The sequence below is a fragment of the Desulfosediminicola flagellatus genome (genome assembly GCF_005116655.2).
Lineage (GTDB): Bacteria > Desulfobacterota > Desulfobulbia > Desulfobulbales > Desulfocapsaceae > Desulfopila > Desulfopila flagellata.
The window spans coordinates 810,949-831,837 of the sequence record NZ_CP050698.1 but is presented as its reverse complement, the minus strand read 5'-3'; the positions used below and the strand labels follow the sequence as shown (position 1 = coordinate 831,837).

Here is a 20,889-nt window from a genome sequence, read left to right as displayed (position 1 = left end):
GTCTGAATCAAATGTCGGAATGTTCCGGGGAAGCTCATAATCGCCTCTTAGCAAAGGAAAAAAAATGAATACCAAAAAATTATTTAAACAGAAAATAGAAACTGAAGTTGATCGCGCTCAGGCTAAATTAGCTCATTTTCGAGTCAGGGGCATGGGCTTTACCGCCGAAGCGAAAGATAGACATGACGCGTATGTTGCTGAACTTGAACTGAAGCTTGATGCGACAAAAGCCAGACTGAGAGATTTGGTCGATGCGGAAGAGCACCAATGGGAAAAACTCAAGGATAGTGTGGAAAACACCCTGAATCTATTAGAAGCCGCTCTTAAGGATGCAGCTGAGAACTTTAAGGATGAACCACCCATTGCCGGTTTACATGGAGCCGACGAAGGTCACTACCCTTACGTCAGAGGCCTGACAGAAAAAAGAATCCGCCAACCAAAACGTAGCGGTAAGCAGGACCACAATCAATAAGTAGGGTTGGAAACATAAACATTATAAAAATATGCATCATCCAGGAATGGCAGCTGTAACGAAACAGCTCACTGATTAAGCTAAAATAGACGTTCAGTTCCTCTTTGTTATCTGACCCGTCCGGGGCAGGAAGGCATGGTCTATTCTTTTATCCCCAATGAGCGTATACACCTAATGCTCTGTATTTTTTTAACGTTTTTACAAGGAGGAAACCATGTTGTGGACAATCACGATAGTATTGTTGTTTTTATGGAGCCTCGGACTGGTAAGCAGTTACACCATGGGTGGGTTTATTCATATCCTCCTGGTCATGGCCATTCTTGTTGTACTGCTGCATATAATCCAGGGTCGGAGGTTTTTGTAGCCTGGATAGAAGGCTTGTAATATGGAGGACTCAAATTCGTTCAAGTTCATATTCATTAAGTTTGAGTAGAGAGAGAAACTAACTGAAAAAAATAATCAGTTATAGCCGTCAGTCCTATTGTTCATGGAATCGCAACCTTTGCCTGACAGGGAATCATCTACTTCTCAACTGAGAAGGTTGTCGATCTCGGTTCGATCAAGGTCACGGCAACGGAGTTGAAACAGTGCCAACAGCAGGATTACTCCTGTAATTACCGGAGGCGTGTTTAACACTGGCGGGGTGGCCTTTTTGATAACTGATGCCCAACTGCTTGCCACCTGATCCGGCACGTCTTTGTAATGGCCAGCACCTTATGCTATTACTTCACAATGCTATGGTATGCTACATAAACAAAGGAGCTATGTTATGGAAAAGAAAGATGCCTACCACGAGAAGATAGACGCCGAATTGGAAATAATACAGGCCCAATTCAATGAGTTTAAAGCCCAGGCCCATAAACTCGACGGAGATGCTCGATCCAGACATGCCAGGCATGTTGCAGAAATTGAGCAGCATGTTGCCGACGCAAAGGCCAAATTGCTAGAACTGAATCAGGCTCATGAGGACGTGTGGGAACAAATTGTCGCCGGAATAGAGAACACCAGGAAAGTTCTGCAATCTACACTTGAAGATGCAGTCACCTCATTTAAGGACTAAACATAGTCGGCCGACAACGAACCACCCATTCAACCGTATCGATGAATTTTCCTCTGGGCGATATTGCGTTTTTCGACAACTACTGGGAAAGCGCGTACCAACTGCGAAATCAGCATACATACGCACAGCAGGGGATAAGGCAGAAGAATCTGCACCACCCTTTTCAGCCGCGTTTCGTTTAATCTCAGGGCGGCGCTTTCCAAAACACCAGGATTACCCTCTACGAATTGTCCAGGCGTTATACTTTTCGAATATTGAGTTTACGCATTCGGGCGCGCAACGTACTGCGCTCAATTCCCAGGATCTCAGCTGCACTGTTTTTCCCGCTTACTTTCCATTGTGTCTTCTCTAGTACCCGAGTGATATAATCACGTTCGACCGCTGCGAGTGTCTGCAGCTTATCCGGTTCATATGGTGAGACATGCTTGAGTTCATCAAACATGTTGAGCTTGGGGCCGGACGAATTGATCACCGCCCGCTCGAGGACATTTTCCAGTTCACGGATATTTCCAGGCCAGGAATAATTCTGCAGGCTGGTCATGACGTTGGACGGTATCGTTTCGATATCCTTACCTAATCGCTTGGAAATTTTTCGAACGAAGTATTTCACCAGAAGCGGAATGTCATCCAGGCGATCTCTCAATGGCGGCATCGTTATGGGGAAAATATTCAGTCTATACCAGAGATCTTCTCGGAATCGTCCTTTTTCAACCTCTTTTTCAAGATTACGATTGGTCGCGGCTATGATTCGAACATCTACGCTTTGAGTTTGAGAACTGCCCAATCGTTCAAATCTGCCATTCTCTATCACCTGTAGCAGCTTTGGCTGTAACTCCAAGGGTAATTCCCCAATTTCGTCAAGAAAAAGGGTTGTACCGTTAGCGAGTTCAAAACGTCCTATCCGTCTGGTGTTAGCCCCCGTGAAGGCGCCTCTCTCATGCCCGAACAGCTCGCTCTCAATGAGGTTTGCAGGTAGAGCGGCGCAGTTCATTTTGACCATGGTACGATCCCTGCGTTCACTCAAATCATGTATAGCCCGGGCAACCAACTCTTTGCCTGTCCCCGTTTCCCCCTGAATCAAGACAGTTGTGTCAGTGGCTGCAATCTGTTCAATTTTATAAAAGACATATTTTATTTCGTTACTTTGACCAATAATATTATCGTAATTGAACTCGAGTTTGATCTCTTCAAGCAAATACGCTCGCTCAGCCTCTAGCTGATCCTTGAGCTTTTTGATCTCTTCAAGAGCTGCTTCGGCTATCTGCCTGCTTTCTTCTGCATTTTTTCGTGAAATATGCAGTTCAGCTGTTCGCTGCTTCACAATTTCATCAAGATTCCGTTTACTATATTCCCGCTCTGTCACATCCTCAATCGCCAGAAGAATCAGTTGGGTTTCATCTTCCTCGCTGTCGATGCGTCTGGCATTCAGATGCATGATCTTGAAACCGATATCAGCAAAGGTATGTTCAACTTCAAAGTCATTGAATTCCGAATTCTTGGGGAGGATCGTCTCTAGTAGCTCTCTGAGTTTGGGAATATCCCATTGATGATTTCCAAGATTGTAAATTACCACGCCTTCGGTCTGATTCGGTTCCACCGCAAAAAAACGGTAGAATGCACTGTTGGCCTTGACGACTCTGAGCTCACCGTCAAGGACAACCAGAGGCTCGCGGACGGCCCCAAGAACATCATCAAAAAAGAGTAGAAAGTTTTCCTGGATATGCATATCTACATTCGGATCAGAGTGAAAATTAAACGGAAAACGAACAGTTTTAGTTGTGTTACGTATACGCACCAAACATCGTAGATATTGATTTTCCCGAATGATCCTGGGAACAAATCTACATACACGATGCCTAATACCAATAAAAAGCTCCAATTGAGCCAGCTTCCCCCCCTCCCCGATCCTCCTCTACTATATTTACCAATAAAACCCTATCATAAATCTCGACATATCTCAAAAGTGGCACGCTTCAAATTTTTCAATCAGAAATTCACTTGACAATGAAGCTGTATGTCCAGACAATCAAAAAAGTTAAATATTTCTTTTCAGCTCAAGATATTAAATCAATCGAAACATGCTTCACACATCAGATGCCTTGACATGTTTACTTTTGTAAAAGAAACACATTTGGAGCAAATGAATGAAAAATCTTAAATTGGGTGTAAAGCTTGTCGGTGGGTTCATGCTGACAGCAATCATTATTTTTGTTGTTGGAATAATAGGCATGATGCAGCAGGGAAAGTTACATGAACTTGAAGAAGATTTGGCTGAAGAGCATTTGCCAGCAGTAGAGCATATGTTGGAAATCAAGAGTGAAGCGGCGGTCATAGCTAGTCTAATGCGAACTTTACTCACGCCTTACGCGACTGAGGACCAAAGAGAGCAGGTACATCGGGGGCTACTCGAAGGGCGCCAAAGATATGCCAAGGCAAAGGAGCACTTCATAGCCCTTGATTTTGCTAAAGATGTGGAGCCGGAATGGAAAGTGTTTACAGAGCATATCGGCAAGTGGGCTGCTGTTAACAACACGGCTGTAGAACTCTCCAAAGAACTTGTTGAATCAGACATGATCAACCCGACTCTTTTGAACAATCATATGAACGAGTTTGAGATAGCTCATCAGTCGCTTCTTGCAAAACTTGGGAAGCTCATTGCTTTCGGCCAACCTTTCGAAGGCGGGACGGATGGCACGGCTTGTTCACTTGGCAAGTGGTTGGACAATATGGATACAGATAATCCCGATATTGTCGCACTGACAAAAGAACTTAGACCAGTCCATCTGAAGCTGCATGAGACAGTTGCTCAGATAAAAAATGACTTAGCTGAAAACAAGACATTTACAGCAAGAGATGTCACTCTCAATCAACTATATCCCCTTTCTGAACAGGTTTTTGACTACGTAGAAAAAATGAAGGGAATCAGTGATACTGCTTATATTTCATTTGAAGAAATGAACACGTTGCTCCTTGACAAGGCAGCCACGTATCAGGATGATACTTTTCGGGCAATGGATGAGATTGTTAAAAAGGCTGTTTTGGGTGCCGAAGATGCTGTAAAGGAGGGAGAAAGTATTGCAAAGACCGGTACTATTGTGACCATAACAGGTGTCGCACTTGGGGTGATCTTAGCTTTAGTCCTCGGCTTCTACCTTACCTTTATAATAACCAAACCACTATCAAAAGGTGTGGAGCTTTCACAAGCAATGGCCAGTGGTGACATGACCAGAACGATGGATGTGGACCAAAAGGATGAAATAGGTGTTCTGGCCCAATCACTCAATGAAATGGCTGCTAATCTCCGCCAGATGATTTCTGATGTCGGCAAAGGGGTAGCCAGTGTTAACGAATCCTCCAGTCAACTCGCTGCAATATCAGACCAAATGTCGTCGGGTTCTAATGAAACAGCAAATCGATCAAGTCAGGTGGCAGCGGCTGCCGAGGAAATGAGTACGAACCAGAACACTATAGCAGCAGCTATGGAGCAGGCTGCAATTAACGTTAATATGGTTGCATCTGCAGCAGAGGAAATGAGTGCGACTATAAATGAAATAGCTCAGAATTCTACTCGGGCAAAAGATATCACAAACCAGGCTGTTAATCAGTCACAGAAGGCATCAGTTCGGGTCAATGAGCTTGGTAGTGCAGCCGATGAAATTAACAAAGTTACTGAAGCGATAACTGAAATCTCTGAACAAACTAATCTGCTGGCACTCAATGCGACAATTGAGGCCGCCCGGGCCGGTGATGCTGGTAAAGGTTTTGCTGTCGTTGCAAATGAAATCAAAGATCTTGCAAAGCAGACCGCCGCAGCAACGCTTGAGATCAAGAATAAAATAGAGGGCATTCAGCAGGCAACAGGTGTAGCAGTAACAGAAATTAACGAAATTAGTACGGTTATCGCAGATGTAGATCTCATTGTAGCGACTATTGCCACTGCTGTCGAAGAACAGACTGCTACTACACGGGAAATAGCGGAAAATGTCAACCAAGCCTCCAGCGGAATTACCGAAGTTAATGAGAATGTGGCCCAAAGTTCTACTGTTGCAGAAAGTATAGCTCAAGATATTGCAGAAGTAAGCAATAGTGCAAAGGAGATGAGTCGTGCCAGTTCAACCGTAAAAGGGAGCGCAGGTGAGCTATCAAACACTGCAAACAATCTTAACGAAATGATAGCCAGGTTCAATGTATGAAAGCTCTTTAACATTTCGCTTGAAGGTTTGTTGAAAAACAACGCACCCTTACTTAACCTCAATGAAGCAATGTAAAAGCCCTTCCAGTAAAACCACTGAGGGGCTTTTCGAGTTCTGGCCAGTGACCTAGAGGAAAAAGGAGTCAAGTTTTTCTTGACTCCTTCAAGAGATGTTTCTTAACATCTTGAAATATTAATTTTAAATAAATATCTTTTATCTCGATTTACAGTAGATATCTCAACGTCTAGATTTGGCTATTTGTCTGCATTCTTCTGCATTTTTCTTTGAAATGCGTAGTTCAACTGTTCTCTGCATTACAATTTCATCAAAATACCGTTTATTATATTCCCGCTCTATCACGTCCTCAATTGCCAGAAGAATCAGCTGGTATCCATCTTTTTCACTGTCGATGCATAATCTTGAAACCAATATCAACACATGTATGTTCAATTTCAATGTCATTGAATTCCGAACTCCTGGGGAGGCTCGTCTCAAGTAGCTCTCTGAGTCTGGGAATATCCCATTGATGATTGCCAGGATTGTAAATTACCATGCCTTCGGCCTGATGCGGTTCCACCGCAAAAAACGGTAGAATGTGCTGTTTGCCTGACACAAAAGTGACATGTTACATAGTGGCATTGGAATTGCTTGACTAATTATCGTAAACACTCATTCCAGGAATCACATGGTCTCCCACACCGTTGATTTCAATTAACATCAATTCAGGGGGAAGCGTAATGTTACGATCCGTTTTACTTGGAGTTTTTTGCATTCTATTGAGTAGCAACTGTTATGCATCTGACAGGGATATTGAAATGTCCATCAATCAGAATGAGCCGGTTCCCGGTGACCAGATACGCTTTCAATGTACAGCTGAAGGTGATTGGGAACTTCCTATTATATCAGCACGATTAGTGATATATGATGTTTTGGGAAATCGTGTTGGCAGTCGTAGGAATATGGCAATTGACGGAAATACAGCCAGTTACAATTTCACTATCCCTAACAATAGCATAACAGGAAACTGGAGCTTCAAATGTGTAATTGCAGACAGAGAAGAACGGGAAAGAAGTACGGCTCAATTTACAGTTTTTGAACCAGGTATTATTGAACCACCCGATGATCCAGGTACAGCCCACGCTGCAATCAATGAATATAATGGGCCGGCAACATGTATCGGCTGTCATCAACAGGCAGCAGAGGCAATGCTTGACAGTCTGCATATGAAATGGTCCGGGCCAACTCCGAACCTGACGAACACCAACGGAGAAGAGTTGGGTAAAGCTGTCGGCGGGATCAACACCTTCTGCACCTATGCAGTATCATCCAAAGGTGCATGCTTTTCCTGCCACGTCCGCTCAGATGGAAATGCTCCCCATCCACCTGAAGTTACAGATGTTGACTGTCTGATGTGCCATAATGACACGTATCAGCGGAAATTTGTTTCTGATCCAAATAACACAGAGACAGTTGTAAATGTACTAGGTGAAGAGAAAACCTATGTCTTCGGAAAAGTCGACAGCCAGGGAAACTACACAACTGTTCCAGATTTCGACAAAATGCCTGAAGGGACAACAATGGTTGATGTTGCCAGATCTGTCCATCTTCCAACTACCAAGTCATGCCTGCGCTGTCATGCTAAAGCCGGAGGCGGTGACTGGACCAAACGCGGAGACATGGGACTTAACTCGGCAGAAGCCAAGTTGTCCGAAGATGTTCATCTTGCAAAAGATGGTGCTAACATGGGTTGCGTAAACTGTCATGCTGCACCTGACCATAAAATTGGCGGACGTGGAATTGATCTGCGCCAGACAGAAGCGGAATCCCCAACCTGCATGGCCTGCCACACCTCTGCACCTCATTCAGACGCACGACTTAACAGACACGCTCAGGGACAAGTAAGTTGTCAGGTGTGTCATATTCGTGAGTATGCCAAAGGCGGAGCGACTGAAATGTCACGGGATTTCAGAGAGCCTGTCTGGAATCAGGCGTTCTGTTCAGGTCAGGGTGGCTTTGTTGGTGAAGAGATAAAAGAGTCTTTTGTAAAACCTGAATATGTTTGGTTTGACGGGACATCCTATGTCTATAATGTTGGAGAGGTAATAACTCCTGATGAGCGCGGGATTTACCCGATGGCTAAAGCGAACGGGAATGCTTTTGACGGCAACTCCTTGATTGTACCTATCAAACGACACAGTTCAATTATGCCGTTACACGAAAGCGGCAAAATAATTCCACCTGCCATTATGTGGATGTTTATGACAGGCAATTTTGATATGGCCATTCAAAAAGGTATGGAAGAACAGGGAATGAGCGGCAATTATTCCTTCGTGGAAGCAGATGCAGAAATGCTGATCACTCACGGAGTTGAGCCAAAAGAGAATGCCCCGAGCTGTACATCGTGCCATGATAACACCGGTACTACTCCTGACGGTACACGAATGCTGCCATTTGCTGCACTCGGGTATCATCAGATACCGGAGAAAGTACTGTCGTGTACTCTCTGTCATGAGCAGGAAAGTATGTACTGGGAATCAATGCATACAGAGCATCGAAATGAGAACATCTCGTGCAACAGCTGTCATACTCCTGAACCAACAGGATTTATTAAGGCTAAAAATGTTTTGTGCTCAAGCTGCCATGAATCAAAATCATGGAGAAGCGAAGGTCATAAAAAGCACATTGAGAAAGGCCTTAAATGTGTCAGCTGCCACACCTTTTCATAAAAATTCACTCACAGTGTAATTAAACAGAGGCGCAGTCATCCAATGGATGCTGCGCCTCAACTGATTGAATGTTTCCAGTCAGCATTTCTGATGAATCTGAACGACTCAGGGTACCAGCCAGAATATTTCACGTGCCTTTTCATTTTTGGCCAAATCTGTTGCTTTTCCAGCGTTCTGGATAGACTGGAAGCGTGCATAAGGACTGAGTGTTTCAGAAGCTTATTGCATTTTCAATGCAATTTACTCAGTCCTTTTGCCGTGTTTTCAAGGCCCCCACACAATCTGTAAGGCTTAGTTTTTGACTTATGGGCAATAAGGCAGGGCCAGGCAGTCCTAGACGATCTTCACTATAACCAGTGTTATATCATCTTCTCTGGCGACACCAGAAGTAAAGCCTATGTGCTCTTGAACGATAGAATCAAGAATACTCTTTGCATTCTTTGTTGCATTATCCCGGACAACATTTTTAAGGCGTTCTCTACCAAACATCTCACCTTCAAGATTACTGGCTTCACAAATCCCGTCTGTGGTCATTATGAGAAGCTGATTCTTCACCAGACTATCAATATGTTGCTGCTGGTAGCTGTAATCTTTATCAATACCTAACGATAACCCAGGTCCTTTCAGTTCCTCAAAATGATCGACAACAGGATCATACAGCAATACCGGCTCATGCCCTGCACGAACCCACTCAATCCTCCGTCTAGAGCGCTCGATCAAAAGATAGAACAGCGTCATGAAACGATCAGTCTTTTCCATATCTCCGGTCAAGTGTCGATTCATGGCCATAACAATATCTTCAATCGATCCAGCCTGCGAAGCCCGCATCCTGAGAAATGCTCGTGCACTTGCCATAAGCAGTGCCGCATCGACACCATGCCCGACTATATCGCCAATAACTATTGAAATGGAGTTATCCCCTTCGATAGTACTTGGCAAAAAATCGTAATAGTCACCTCCGACTTCATCGCAGGGAAATGTTTTCCCTGCGATATCTAGTCCATCAACCAAAGGAGCTTTCTCAGGAAGTAAGCTCCTTTGCACTTCCGCAGCGAGTTGCAACGCCTTTTTCTTCTCGTGAATATCAATCACGATACCCTGGTGATAACGTAAGCCGGTCGAGTTATCATCTACAACAGATGTGCGATCTTCGATCCAGCGCACACCGCCGTCGCTTGTGACAATACGATAGGTTTGCGAGTAAGTCTCAACTCCCTGTTTTACATACTCCTCAATTTCTGCAAGGGTTCTCGGGGAATCCTCAGGATACACAATGTCCCGAAACATGATTTTGCCCTCGAGAAAGTCTTCTGCCCGATAACCAAAGCATGAAATATTCGGTGAAACATAAACCATTTTCCGTTTCTTAGGATCTGTTGCAGCAAGGCGACGAAACAGAACCGCAGTGCTGTTTTCAAGTATAACCTCAGCCAGCGACATTTTACTGAAGTCAGCTACGCCCTGCTCTTTGCACTCAAGTTGACGACTCAATTCATCAACTCTTTCGCGTAAGGACGTATTTTCATTTTCCAGTGTACGTGTGACCCCGGCAGTTTTCTCAATATCACTCATCTGCTCCTCATATAGATGGCTTAATATTCTGATTTAAGCGAAAAAGGTTATGAGGATCATACATGTTCTTGAGCTGAACCAGTCGATTCCAGACATTCTCGGTATATGCATCCTTTACCCGGGCATCCCCTTCATCACTGAGGAAATTGACATAAACCCCTTGGGCAAATGGCTCTGTTGAAAGGTGAAAATCTTTCGCCCAGGAAATACAGCGTTCATCATCTGATTGATCTCGCCATCGTGTATGAATATTTAATACAAAAGGAGGATCTCGATGAGCAAAAGCTGTTGCATCTCCTTTAACGCGGCTTGGCGCGCCTTCCATATGGGGAATAAAAATCTCGCACTCATCCGAAGGTAACGTATCAGCAAACCGTAAGATCTGGTCGATGCATTTATCGTTGAGCTCTTTTATCTGATGTGATTTCCAATAATTTCTTGCACCATGCTCCACTAATCCGTCAAATCCAGACTGCCAGTCAACCCAGGGTGTCATACCCATGAATTCACCATGGGACTCGGATTGATCACGTATAGGTTTAATCAGTTTTTCTCCTTTAGATTGCTCGCCAAGCCAGACAAAGGGGACAATGACAACCATCTGCCCATGAATTTCCGGCGGTAGAAAAGGAAGAGGCGGTGCCTTCCTGACGACCATCCACACAGACATTTCGTCAGGCAATGATCTCACGTATTCACTATGAAACGTAATGTATTGTTTTGCATTCTCATATTTTTTCACTATTAAACCTGAAAAAACATGAGTGCCTATATCTGCACAATTAAATACAAACGATGTCACAATTCCAAAATTACCGCCGCCTCCCCGGATCGCCCAAAAAAGATCAGGATTCTCATTCACGTTTGCCTGAAGCAATTTCCCATCTGCTGTAACGACCTCCGCCGAAACAAGGTTATCTACTGAAAGACCATATTTTCTACTAATCCAGCCAAATCCACCACCCAAGGTTAAACCACCAACCCCGGTGTGTGACACTATACCTGCTGAAACAGCTAGTCCATGGAGTTGCGTCTCCCTATCTACATCTCCCAGCAGAGCTCCCCCATCTACACGAACTGTCTTGTTCTTGACATCAACATTTACTCTTCGCATGAGTGAGAGATCAATTATAATGCCATCGTCGCACGTTGCCTTACCGGCAGAATTATGGCCACCGCCTCTTACTGCAATCAGTTGACTCTGGTTGCGAGCAAAATTGACCGACTGAATTACATCACTGGTGCATATACATCTGGCAATCAGTGACGGGTACTTATCAAACATACCATTCCAGACTTTACGTGCATTTTCATAATCATCATCACTACGTGTGATAACGGTTCCTCTGAAAGTTTTTTTGAATTCATCAATTGATTCTAAAGGTATATATGTCATTTTGAACTCCTTCCGAACAGGAAATCGATAGGACTATACATGCAGGACTTTACGAGGGATTAATAGATACGCAGAATCATTACTAAGAAAACGGACAGCAAATATTGATACAACCCGATTTTCTTTAAAGCCGTAGCTTTCTATCGCGGTTTCGCAACATTTGAACTCCTGCATCTGCCACAGGTTCTACAACCCTGAGTTGTTAGGTTATGGCACATTGTAGCACCTGTCAAGACATGCAGGGATAGCATGCATACTAGATAAATTTCATTTACCTGTATGAAATCAAATATTCTGACAGTGGCTTTTTGAAAATATTCGTAGCAGAAAAACATTAGCACAGTGCTCTATCATCGCCTTGTAATCGTCACTCCCCGGTAACGAAAGAAAATTCTTCCGGAAACAGAAAATATCGCTTACCTTTACCCCTCTTTTCAATCTAACCTCAAGGCGTCGCATATAGGTCAGTTCTACAGGTGCCAATCAGTCTATTGGGAACACAAAACTCAGCAATGCCGAACCAATGACCTGATTTGACTGATAACCTACTGACCCACCCAGCTCTATTCTCATCGTGCTTAAATCTTTCGGATGTCGTTGTACTTTCACTCTGAACGCCGCTCCTGGCTCACTGTCACCACTGCCGGCAATACCAAGAGTTCTGCCCCAGTCATAAGTGAAATATTGCTTCTCGTCGGAGATGTTTGTCAGAAACGTGAGTGCCCCCGCGAGTTGCAGATGGTAGTCAATATTATCATCCAGTTCATAGGTTTTCTGCCATCGCATTCCTCCTTCAAGATTTATCCACCAGGTATCACGACTATCGAAATCGAGCGTTAAGAGCGGAAAACCACTTTCTGTCATACTGGTCTGATGAATATAACTGAGAGTTGCGAGAGCAAAAGGCTGTAGGTCATGATCCATGTCGGTATCCTCATAACCGATACTTAAAAACGCTGAGGTTGCATCCCTATCACCTTTTGAAGCCACTACCGGATACCCTGGATACGAAAAATCTCTCTCCTGCTCTCCTGCCTGTTGGGAAAACACAAGGCTGTAGGTAAACTTGCTGGTCTCATTGTGATCGATATAATACACACCGGCACCGAAGTTATCCGACTCGTACTCACCCGGGGTTGGCCACTGATGTTCAACAGTCGTTCTACCGATATGAAGCATCAGCCCATATTTATTATCATCCTCAGTCTTGAAGCAGGTTCCAGCAGCAATTCCGAAACTCGAAGAATCATAATCGTTCCAAATGATGGATCCCCCTTCCTCACCTTCACTATTGTAAATTCCACTTGTCCAAAAGCTGGATTTCTCTTTGATATCAGAACAGTTTGCACTGCTTACAGCATGAAACAGATTTACCCCATATCCTGTGATTGCACGCGGTTGTGCATCAACGTTCCGCGGGAGGAACCACTGACGAACAATTCTGACCGCTTCCGAATACGTGATTCCAGGGAAACGCAGGTTTGTAGTAGAGTCAACCTCTCTTGCCACTTCAACAATTACGTCGGTCTCTCCCCCACCTCCGCCAGAACCGCCACCATCCGTGCCTCCACCTCCACCGGAACCGCCACCATCAGTGCCCCCACCGCCACCGGAACCACCACCATCCGTGCCACCGCCGAAACCGCCGCCGGAACCACCACTATCCGTGCCACCGCCGAAACCACCACCTGAACCGCCACACCCCTCAATGGCATTCTCAAGATCACCACACTCCCCGCCGGAACCACCTCCATCCGGTGGAATAACACCGATGGGAGGTTCTATAGGAGAGGTCGGCGAACATTTCCATGAATTACCACTTCCGAGATAACATAATTCACAGGCTTCTATAGCCTTAATGGCAACAAGCTGACCACCAGGATTTTCAGCCCACCAGACAACATCATTCGGAGATAACCCTTGTCCGGCAATAATATCCTGACATGACTCTTCAGGCCTGTCATTTCCTGTTTCTACTTCACTCGAGGTATCCTCTGATGCAGCCAGCATTGTATCAAGAGTTGCAACAGCATTCCCCCATGCAACATGCTGAAACAGTAACAGCAAGGTAATAGCTGAAACCAACGTTGAAACATGCACTGAAGTTCTCATCAATACGATCTCCTAATCTATGAAATTTTCCAGAACGAAAACACTACATATTCAGAATATTTGTACTGAAACATGGGCCGACTGACGATTTTAGCTGAGGATTGGTCACCGCCTGCTCTCACCGCCAGCCAACACCACTAAAAAGATAGGCATATTCTCTATCTCAAGGCGTATTCTGTATAATGGTTTGCATAGAGCCTGCCCTCCCCTATTACCCCTATTACCCCTATTACCATGTGCCTCGTTCCTGCCACCTTCCCTATCATATTTCATGACAGCGAGTGCAATATTCCATCATATTAGCGTTGTCGTGGCGCAAAAGATTTAGCGTATCGCCGGCATGAGGGTCATGACAACCGGCACAGGTAAATTCCCTCTCCGGCTTAAACGGATCTTTAACACCTCTGACGGGGTGCCCCTGACCATAAAATCCCGCAATGACGTGTGCTCCTGAAGCCTTATCATCATGGCAATTTATACATAAGTCTGTTGTCTGCATTCTCAATATCCCTGGCCGATCAGAGCCATGCGGGTCATGACAGATTGTGCAATGTCCTACAGCAGTAGGCCCGTGTACAACCTGTGATGCATTCCAACTCTTCATTTCCTTATGATGACAGGGATCACACATCTGCTGTTCAGGATCTGGAACTGTATATTTCCGTTGTTCATCAAGTACTTCATGACAGGCGAAGCAATTCCATTGCGTAGCGGGGTTGTGGTTAAAAGCTATAACTCTCTTCCGCTGATGACAGGAAAAACAGGGTGATTTAACGGGATCGGAAGGGCGAAGATCACTCAACGTCGGGTTCATATCATGGCAGGCGACACACGCCTGCTCTCTAGCCTCAACATGAAATACATACGGCTCAAAACCAGTTGGCTGAAACCTTGAGGAAGAATCCAATACTGATTTTGAGAAAATTTTTACAGAACGTTGCGCAACCACCTTTCCCTGATTTATCCCCAAAAGTTCGATTACGTTGAGCCCATGGTTCAGAGACACTGCGAAACATAGTGTAGGTACTGCAGCAGACACCTGTATTTCTGTAGTATCGTTTTTTCCGCCAACTACCCGAATAGAGCTCAACACCACGTTTTCGACGTTGAGAACTATGCCTACACGTTCGCTTTCAAGATATGCGTTTTCAGGAGGCAGATGAACTGTAAAACCACTTAAAGCCCAGCATTTGAGAGGCATACAGCAGAGAACGACAACTGCATAAAACCAGTGATTGAGTTTCATTGGAGATGCAGAAGATGTTGAAGACCCGATTTATAACTTTTTACCGCCTGAGCCAATTGCTTCTGCTCTTCATACATCTTCCCCTGATAGATATAAATATTGTAATCCAGAGGGTTCAACTCCAGGGCTCTGGCAAAAAGTGACATGGCCTTCTGCGTATCTCCACTTCTTCCGTGTACATATCCGAGATAATACAAAGCTGGAGTATATGCTTCATCGGCTGCAATGGCTTGTGTAAGCAATTCCCTGGCCGTTGATTCGTTTCCTTCCTCAATCATTAACATAGCCAGACCGCTCAAAGCAGAGGGGTTCTCAGGTTGCAGATTGATAACTTTTTGATAAACTTTCCGAGCTTCTGCAGTTGAGCCATGTTCTCTGTACCATCTGCCAAGGCTCAAATAGGGGTCGATATAATCGGGATCAACACTGATAGCTTTTTTATACCAGTTTTCAGCAGTACGAGCATTCCGTTTCGATTGTAAAGCTTTTTCCCCCATATTCCAGAATCGTACTGCTTTAACATCCGGTTTATACCCGTATGCACTTGGCATTACTGTCGCTTCCATTTTGCCTTCGTAAACTCCGGTGAGATAGTTTTTCATATTCTCATTCCCTGCCAAAGGCAAGCCGGACATTTCAAAAACTATATCTTTGTCCTGCCCCACGATTACAAAGGTCGGAACAGCGACAACACCATAGCGCTGAAATGTTGTAAGACCATGGTCGATCAATTGAGGAAAGGAAATTTCAATCCTGCTGACAAATGCTCCAATGTTTTTAATGGATTGCTCATCAATTCCCGATCGCTCCACATTGATGCCAACCACCGATAGCCCCTGTTCCCGATACTTCTTATAGAAGCTTTCCGCCTCCCGCAGAGCCTCTGCTGAATTTTTGCTCCAGGTTGCCCAAAATAGAAGCAGTGTACACTCACGCTCCTTACCTGTTGTTAAGATATGTTCTACACCATACAGATCCCGCAACACAAAATCGGGTGCCTTCCCTCCTACACCAAGAGTCTTCAGAGATGGCGTGGATACCGTGGCCTGCAAGACAACCGCAGTCACCAGAAAAATTACCGCGAGTAATTTTTTCCTATTCGGAAACACCTTGAAAATTTTCACAAGAAACTACCTCGCATTCTGTTCAAACGCTGAGATTCCCTTTTTGAAACAAAGAAGTGCTTGCTCCAGGTTACCATTGTGTTCGTGGATACGGCCAAGCTCATACAACACCCGGGAAGGATCAGGATTCAAGCGCAGGGCATCGTTTAAAACTACTTCTGCATCATGCAGATTCCCTTGTCGAGAGAGAACGATACCCTTTCCTGTTTTGGCACTACTTGATTCGGGGTGCAATTTCAGTGCGGTTTCGAATGAGCTTAATGCCTGCTCCATATCGCCCTTCTGAAGAAAAAGGTTACCTAGAGCAATGTGTGCCGCTCCGTCCGAAGCATTATTGCTGATGCACTGCATGAGAGCTTCTATCCCTTCGTCAAGCTTTCCTTCACCTGCCAGTTGTGAACCTTTTTGCAGACACGATGTTGATGCAGCCTGAGGCTCACTTAAGCCTAACGCAAAAATTACACACACAATCGGGAAGAATAATTTCCATTTCATCTGTTTTTCACCCTTGTGTTAGTGTCATATTTGAATTCCTGATGACAACCGGGCAGGCAGCCCCCACCACTTTTACTCTTGGTAAATCCTATCGGCAGTTGATACGCACCAAACGGCACGGCATCCCGAATATGTTTCGGGTTCGTTGTTGCATGGGCATCGTGACATGCTCTACAGGTCCTGCCCTTTGGCGTTTTATTGACATGCACATAGTGAAGATTCTGATCGCCGTTACGAAACGCGGTGAGCGTGGTGGTTTTGGCATCTTTCACCAATGTATCGTTATGGCACATGAAACAGAGTTCGAAATTATCAGGGTTGTACGGGGCGTAAAATTTCTGAGGAAAATACCCCCTCAGTATTCTGAAGTTAACAGAACCATGTGTGTTATGGCAGGCAGAGCAATCTTTATCGATGATCGGTCCATGATGACTGCTGTTGTTCTCCAATAGCGTTTTCATATCAGCGACCGAGGTTCCATTAGGGTGACTATACTCTCTATCATGACAGGAAAGACAAAGATCCATCGGTGCAGCATCGAGTTGAAAAGGAAATGAGGAGACATGCGGGTTATGGCAGGCAATACAGCCCGTATCTGTTTCAATACCACCGTGTTTTACTGTCGCCTTTGAAATTTCAACCTGCTTATCTGAATGACAGGTAAAACAGAGATCCTGATTACTTTTGGCTGGCAGGTTGAAATTAAAGTCACTGCTATGGGGGCTGTGACACTCCACACAACCATCAGTCACAGGCCCATGAACATATTTTTTTTCTGCAAACTCATCCTGCTTATCTGAATGGCAGGTAAAACAGACTTCGTTACCTTCAGCCATCAACATCTTTTGGAAATCAGATGAGTGGGGGGCATGGCACACTCCACACCCATCGACTTCAACCGGGCTATGAACAACCTTTCCCCCGCCAATAGATGCATCATGACACTCAAAGCACAGAGCGGATCCTCCACCCTTCAGCTGGAACCTGTTGGCAGACTGATGAGGATCATGACAACCGGTACAGTTACCGTCTGCGACAGGCTGGTGAACCACTGTACCAAGATCCATTTTTTCATGACATTCGAAACAGAGACCTTCAACATCCTCAATAGCCAGAAACTGGTGCGGAGTCTCACCTGCCAGCCTATGGCAGAAAGAGCAGTCACCGGTAGCCACAGGGCCATGCACAAAAGCACCTTTTCCAACTGCAGGATGGCACTCTGCACTGACACAGGACTGCCCGGCCGCTATCACTACATTTTTTCCTGCATTTTTAGCACATGCTTCGAGCGTGCAGAGGCTTGCAATAAGGATGACCATACAGACTTTAAGCCATTTCGACGACAGGACAGCTATAACTCTGCTCTTGCTATCCATAACCCCTCCTGTTTCAAGATGGTTTCAGGAATTTCTCCTGATTTCGATCAGTATGCTATTCCCCACACCTTATCTTTTTCTGCATAGGCTTTTGCTTTTCAAACATTCTGCATAGAATAAAATCGGGTCAAAGGTCTTAGGCCAAAGGTAAAAGGACTGAGTATTCCAGAAGCTAATTGCATTTTCACTACAATCCACCCAGTCCTAAACCCTCTAACCTCAGTCCTTTCAGAAAATGAAATCGCGTAATATCAAACAAATGGTCGTGCTTACTTCCAGAAAACTTCTCGATTTTGGCCAGATAGCGTAGACTTCGAAATTCCTATTCTCGGCCAGCCTCCTGGCAGGTTAGTCACCATGAGCTGTATGGTCTTTCTCATGACACAGAAGAGCACACGAACATTGAGCGTTGCTCATAGCAGAATAGTAAAGCTCACCCGCACTATTTGGAGAAACGACCGTCACATCAAAATTGATCAGGCTGCCATTATTGTCAGCATTTCCCTGTGTCGCACTGATACCATGGGGATCATGACAGACGGCACAGGGTGTATTTGCATTCTCAACATGTTTTCTGTGCAGTGAAAACCCACTTCTGCCAGACAGAATTACACCACGGTCATGACATTTGTAGCAGAGTGCATATGCTTCGGCACTTTCCCTGGTCATATCTGTCGTTTCATACCGTTCGACAAGCAAATATTCATTCATGGAACCATGGGGTCCGCGGGCACCTTCAGGATCATCCGAGCCATGGCAGTCTGTGCAATACATGAGACTGCCTGAACTATACGGAGGCAGGAGGCTTGGAACATAGCTGTTTATTGTCGAAGCAATTACAGGATGATACGAAGGGTTCCCGGAAGCGAACTCCATTCGTGTATTCACCTGATCAATCTGTCGTGTAATTGCGGGTTCGCTGATCACAGTATTATCAGCATGGCACTTGAAACAGATCTCATACAGGTTCTGCGACTCTGCCACCTGCTGTCCACCGGCATCAATCCCCAGCACTCCAACGTTTTCTCCTGCAACAACAGGAGCCGATGCCGTGCTGCTGTTCACTTGATGCGGGTTGTGACAATCCTCACACTCCACATGGTTTTCCACACCATTAAGGGTGAAATTTTCTGCCGCATCATGCACCCCGTTGTATGACTGAACAGGGTGAAGATATGGTTTGGTCAGTTCCAGCTCAACACTCTCAGCCGCAACGTTGCCATTGTGACAAACAATACAATTGTCTTCTTCATATTCTCTTTTGAGAAGTCTCTGATGGTTACCGGCAGTATGTGGTTGATGGCAGTTTTCACACCCGTTTTCAGCTACAGTGCCATATGAAGTATTCGGCCATGGGTCAGATCCCTGCCCGTTCCACCTCAACGAGGAAAGCGCGTGCGTACTGCTATCCCAGCCTTTTTTGCTATGACAGCCAATACATAGATACGAAAACCGGTTAGACATCACCAGAAAGTTTCCCAAACTGTCATCATGAGGATCATGACACGCTGTACACTGCAGCTGACCGCTGTCGTCAAGTTGTATTTCCGGAGGTAGAGATGCAACATTTACCAATTCCAGATTGCCATAATCACGACTGCTTTCATAACTGAATGAAACAGGATGATCATCGGACAGATCTGAGCCAATATATGAGCTGCGAGTAGCCGGCAGAAACCGGATACCTCCGAGGAACTCTATTTCATCGGCCCTGGAGAGCACGGCCCCCATGGCTATTGTCCCGTCATGGCAACTCAGGCAAAGTTTTGAGGCTCCTGTAGGCTGCCCTACCGAGGCATGCATTGTTGAACTTTTATAAGGAATGTAGTTGGTAGTCTGGTCGGAGCGGTTCCACAGAAAGGGAATATCCCTGCGCCCATTGTGTGGTGTGTGGCAGAAGATACAGACCCTGCTTTCATTGGTCGCACGTATTTCGCCAGTCCCACTTATCGAAAGATTATGTTTGCTTTCAAGTATACTGGCGCAATATGAAGGCAATCCATTGCACATAAACACTGTTATTCCCATGATGCAGATAACTGTTATCTTCTTCACAGTGAATGGTCCTGTTTGAGATACTGAAAGACCTGAATACGTTTGTTATACGAATCAGTCACATAAATTCTATCATTTTTATCAATGCTAATACCAGCCGGTAACCAAAATTCTCGGTTATCCCGCCCCGAACTCCCAAAAGCCATAAGTAAACGACCCGCTATATCAAATATTTGGATGTTATCAAAAAGAGCATCAACCACGTAAATATTGTCATCGCTGTCAGTAGCTATGCCACGAGGTCGAGAAAAATAACCGGGAGCGTCACCGGCACTTCCGAATGTTCTGAGAAATTCCCCATCTGCTGAAAATATCTGAACCCTGAAATTCAGAGCATCGGTAATGAGTATCGAACCATCTCCTGCAACACAGATATGAGTAGGGTTATTGAACTCTCCTTCCGCCATCCCTCTGCTTCCGAAACGTCCTTTAAAGTTCAGGTTCTCTAGATCAAACCTCAAGACAGAACACAGCTTGGTATCAACAACGAGCAACTCTCCAGTGAGATGATGAATTGCAATCCCGGTTGGCCGGTTGAGCAGTTCACCACCAACCACCAGAGGCATCTGATCGTCAGGCCCTTCAAAAACTTTGACAACTCCATCATGGGAGTCTGTTACAAAAATTCGACCATTCTCGTCATCAACAGCGATATCGATTGGGGAACTCAATGCAATCTCATCATCAGGAAAGATTTTAACATTGCCGCCTACCGTATCGAAAAGATGAATATTTCGCCAAAAGGCATCAACGACATATATCCTGCCTTCATCATCAAGAGTAACTCCAAATGGAGTTACTATATTCTGTTCTTCTGCGCCTATGATATAGCCCCATAATCGCTGCAGGACATTTTTCGTAATGCCAAGATCTTCAGGCCTGGAGATAGTTCCACTATATCGGATTCGCGGTATTTCATTCCCTGCAGGCCATGTCAGGTCAGTTTCATGAGCCAACGGTTCCCGTGTTTGCACTGCACAGCTTGATAATCCGATAAGCGTAAAAAGTACAAGCAGGAGGTAACTGCATCCTCCGTGGCAGGTTGTATTCTTCATAAAAGGT

Annotated in this window: 17 protein-coding genes; 5 read left to right on the top strand and 12 right to left on the bottom strand. The window is 45.0% G+C overall.

Annotated elements, in window-relative coordinates; all coding sequences use genetic code 11:
• Nucleotides 1-64 precede the first annotated feature (64 nt).
• Nucleotides 65-472: a sll1863 family stress response protein gene (locus tag FCL46_RS03500; RefSeq protein WP_136810090.1), complete on the top strand. Its 408-nt coding sequence runs from the start codon at nucleotides 65-67 to the stop codon at nucleotides 470-472.
• Between the two features lie 214 nt (nucleotides 473-686).
• Complete coding sequence (locus FCL46_RS03495) at nucleotides 687-836, top strand: lmo0937 family membrane protein (protein WP_136810091.1); 150 nt, start codon at nucleotides 687-689, stop codon at nucleotides 834-836.
• Nucleotides 837-1,000: 164 nt separating this feature from the next.
• Here FCL46_RS03495 and FCL46_RS03490 read toward each other — a convergent pair whose 3' ends face one another.
• Entirely contained in the window at nucleotides 1,001-1,153 is a 153-nt protein-coding gene (locus tag FCL46_RS03490; RefSeq protein ID WP_153307148.1) for a hypothetical protein, read from the bottom strand.
• Nucleotides 1,154-1,241: 88 nt separating this feature from the next.
• Between FCL46_RS03490 and FCL46_RS03485 the strand changes: the two genes are divergently transcribed.
• Complete coding sequence (locus tag FCL46_RS03485; RefSeq protein WP_136810092.1) at nucleotides 1,242-1,532, top strand: sll1863 family stress response protein; 291 nt, start codon at nucleotides 1,242-1,244, stop codon at nucleotides 1,530-1,532.
• A gap of 238 nt (nucleotides 1,533-1,770) precedes the next feature.
• Here the strand turns inward: FCL46_RS03485 and FCL46_RS03480 are convergent, their stop codons facing one another.
• A complete protein-coding gene (locus FCL46_RS03480; protein ID WP_136810139.1) occupies nucleotides 1,771-3,258 on the bottom strand; it encodes a sigma-54 interaction domain-containing protein in 1,488 nt (495 codons plus the stop codon).
• A gap of 418 nt (nucleotides 3,259-3,676) precedes the next feature.
• Here FCL46_RS03480 and FCL46_RS03475 point away from each other — a divergent pair, with 418 nt between their 5' ends.
• On the top strand, nucleotides 3,677-5,725 hold the full coding sequence (locus FCL46_RS03475; protein WP_136810093.1) for a methyl-accepting chemotaxis protein: 2,049 nt from the start codon (nucleotides 3,677-3,679) through the stop codon (nucleotides 5,723-5,725).
• A 237-nt stretch (nucleotides 5,726-5,962) separates the two neighbouring features.
• On the opposite strand, the gene FCL46_RS03470 is transcribed toward FCL46_RS03475, so the two are convergent.
• Nucleotides 5,963-6,187, bottom strand: coding sequence for a hypothetical protein (locus tag FCL46_RS03470; protein ID WP_136810094.1), 225 nt, complete (start codon nucleotides 6,185-6,187; stop codon nucleotides 5,963-5,965).
• Nucleotides 6,188-6,540: 353 nt separating this feature from the next.
• On the opposite strand from FCL46_RS03470, the gene FCL46_RS03465 reads away from it, so the two are divergent.
• Nucleotides 6,541-8,451, top strand: coding sequence for a hypothetical protein (locus tag FCL46_RS03465; RefSeq protein ID WP_167506053.1), 1,911 nt, complete (start codon nucleotides 6,541-6,543; stop codon nucleotides 8,449-8,451).
• 333 nt (nucleotides 8,452-8,784) lie between these two features.
• Here FCL46_RS03465 and FCL46_RS03460 read toward each other — a convergent pair whose 3' ends face one another.
• From FCL46_RS03460 to FCL46_RS03420, 9 genes are all read right to left on the bottom strand, one after another.
• Entirely contained in the window at nucleotides 8,785-10,023 is a 1,239-nt protein-coding gene (locus tag FCL46_RS03460; RefSeq protein ID WP_136810096.1) for a PP2C family protein-serine/threonine phosphatase, read from the bottom strand.
• A gap of 7 nt (nucleotides 10,024-10,030) precedes the next feature.
• Entirely contained in the window at nucleotides 10,031-11,419 is a 1,389-nt protein-coding gene (locus tag FCL46_RS03455) for an FAD-binding oxidoreductase (RefSeq protein WP_136810097.1), read from the bottom strand.
• 483 nt (nucleotides 11,420-11,902) lie between these two features.
• Entirely contained in the window at nucleotides 11,903-13,531 is a 1,629-nt protein-coding gene (locus tag FCL46_RS03450; RefSeq protein ID WP_167506054.1) for an autotransporter outer membrane beta-barrel domain-containing protein, read from the bottom strand.
• A gap of 262 nt (nucleotides 13,532-13,793) precedes the next feature.
• A complete protein-coding gene (locus FCL46_RS03445; RefSeq protein ID WP_136810099.1) occupies nucleotides 13,794-14,777 on the bottom strand; it encodes a cytochrome c3 family protein in 984 nt (327 codons plus the stop codon).
• Nucleotides 14,774-15,901: a tetratricopeptide repeat protein gene (locus FCL46_RS03440; protein WP_136810100.1), complete on the bottom strand. Its 1,128-nt coding sequence runs from the start codon at nucleotides 15,899-15,901 to the stop codon at nucleotides 14,774-14,776. Before FCL46_RS03440 ends, FCL46_RS03445 begins: the two co-directional genes overlap by 4 nt.
• Before the next feature lie 6 nt (nucleotides 15,902-15,907).
• A complete protein-coding gene (locus FCL46_RS03435) occupies nucleotides 15,908-16,396 on the bottom strand; it encodes a tetratricopeptide repeat protein (protein ID WP_136810101.1) in 489 nt (162 codons plus the stop codon).
• The gene (locus tag FCL46_RS03430; RefSeq protein ID WP_136810102.1) at nucleotides 16,393-17,772 is read right to left on the bottom strand and encodes a cytochrome c3 family protein; all 1,380 of its coding nucleotides are present in this window, start codon (nucleotides 17,770-17,772) and stop codon (nucleotides 16,393-16,395) included. Before FCL46_RS03430 ends, FCL46_RS03435 begins: the two co-directional genes overlap by 4 nt.
• Before the next feature lie 348 nt (nucleotides 17,773-18,120).
• Nucleotides 18,121-19,827 carry a cytochrome c3 family protein gene (locus tag FCL46_RS03425; protein WP_136810103.1) on the bottom strand — a complete coding sequence of 569 codons (1,707 nt, stop codon included), beginning with the start codon at nucleotides 19,825-19,827 and terminating at the stop codon, nucleotides 18,121-18,123.
• Nucleotides 19,824-20,882 (bottom strand): 6-bladed beta-propeller, encoded by a 1,059-nt coding sequence (locus FCL46_RS03420; RefSeq protein WP_136810104.1) that lies wholly within the window; start codon nucleotides 20,880-20,882, stop codon nucleotides 19,824-19,826. Before FCL46_RS03420 ends, FCL46_RS03425 begins: the two co-directional genes overlap by 4 nt.
• Nucleotides 20,883-20,889: the final 7 nt, after the last annotated feature.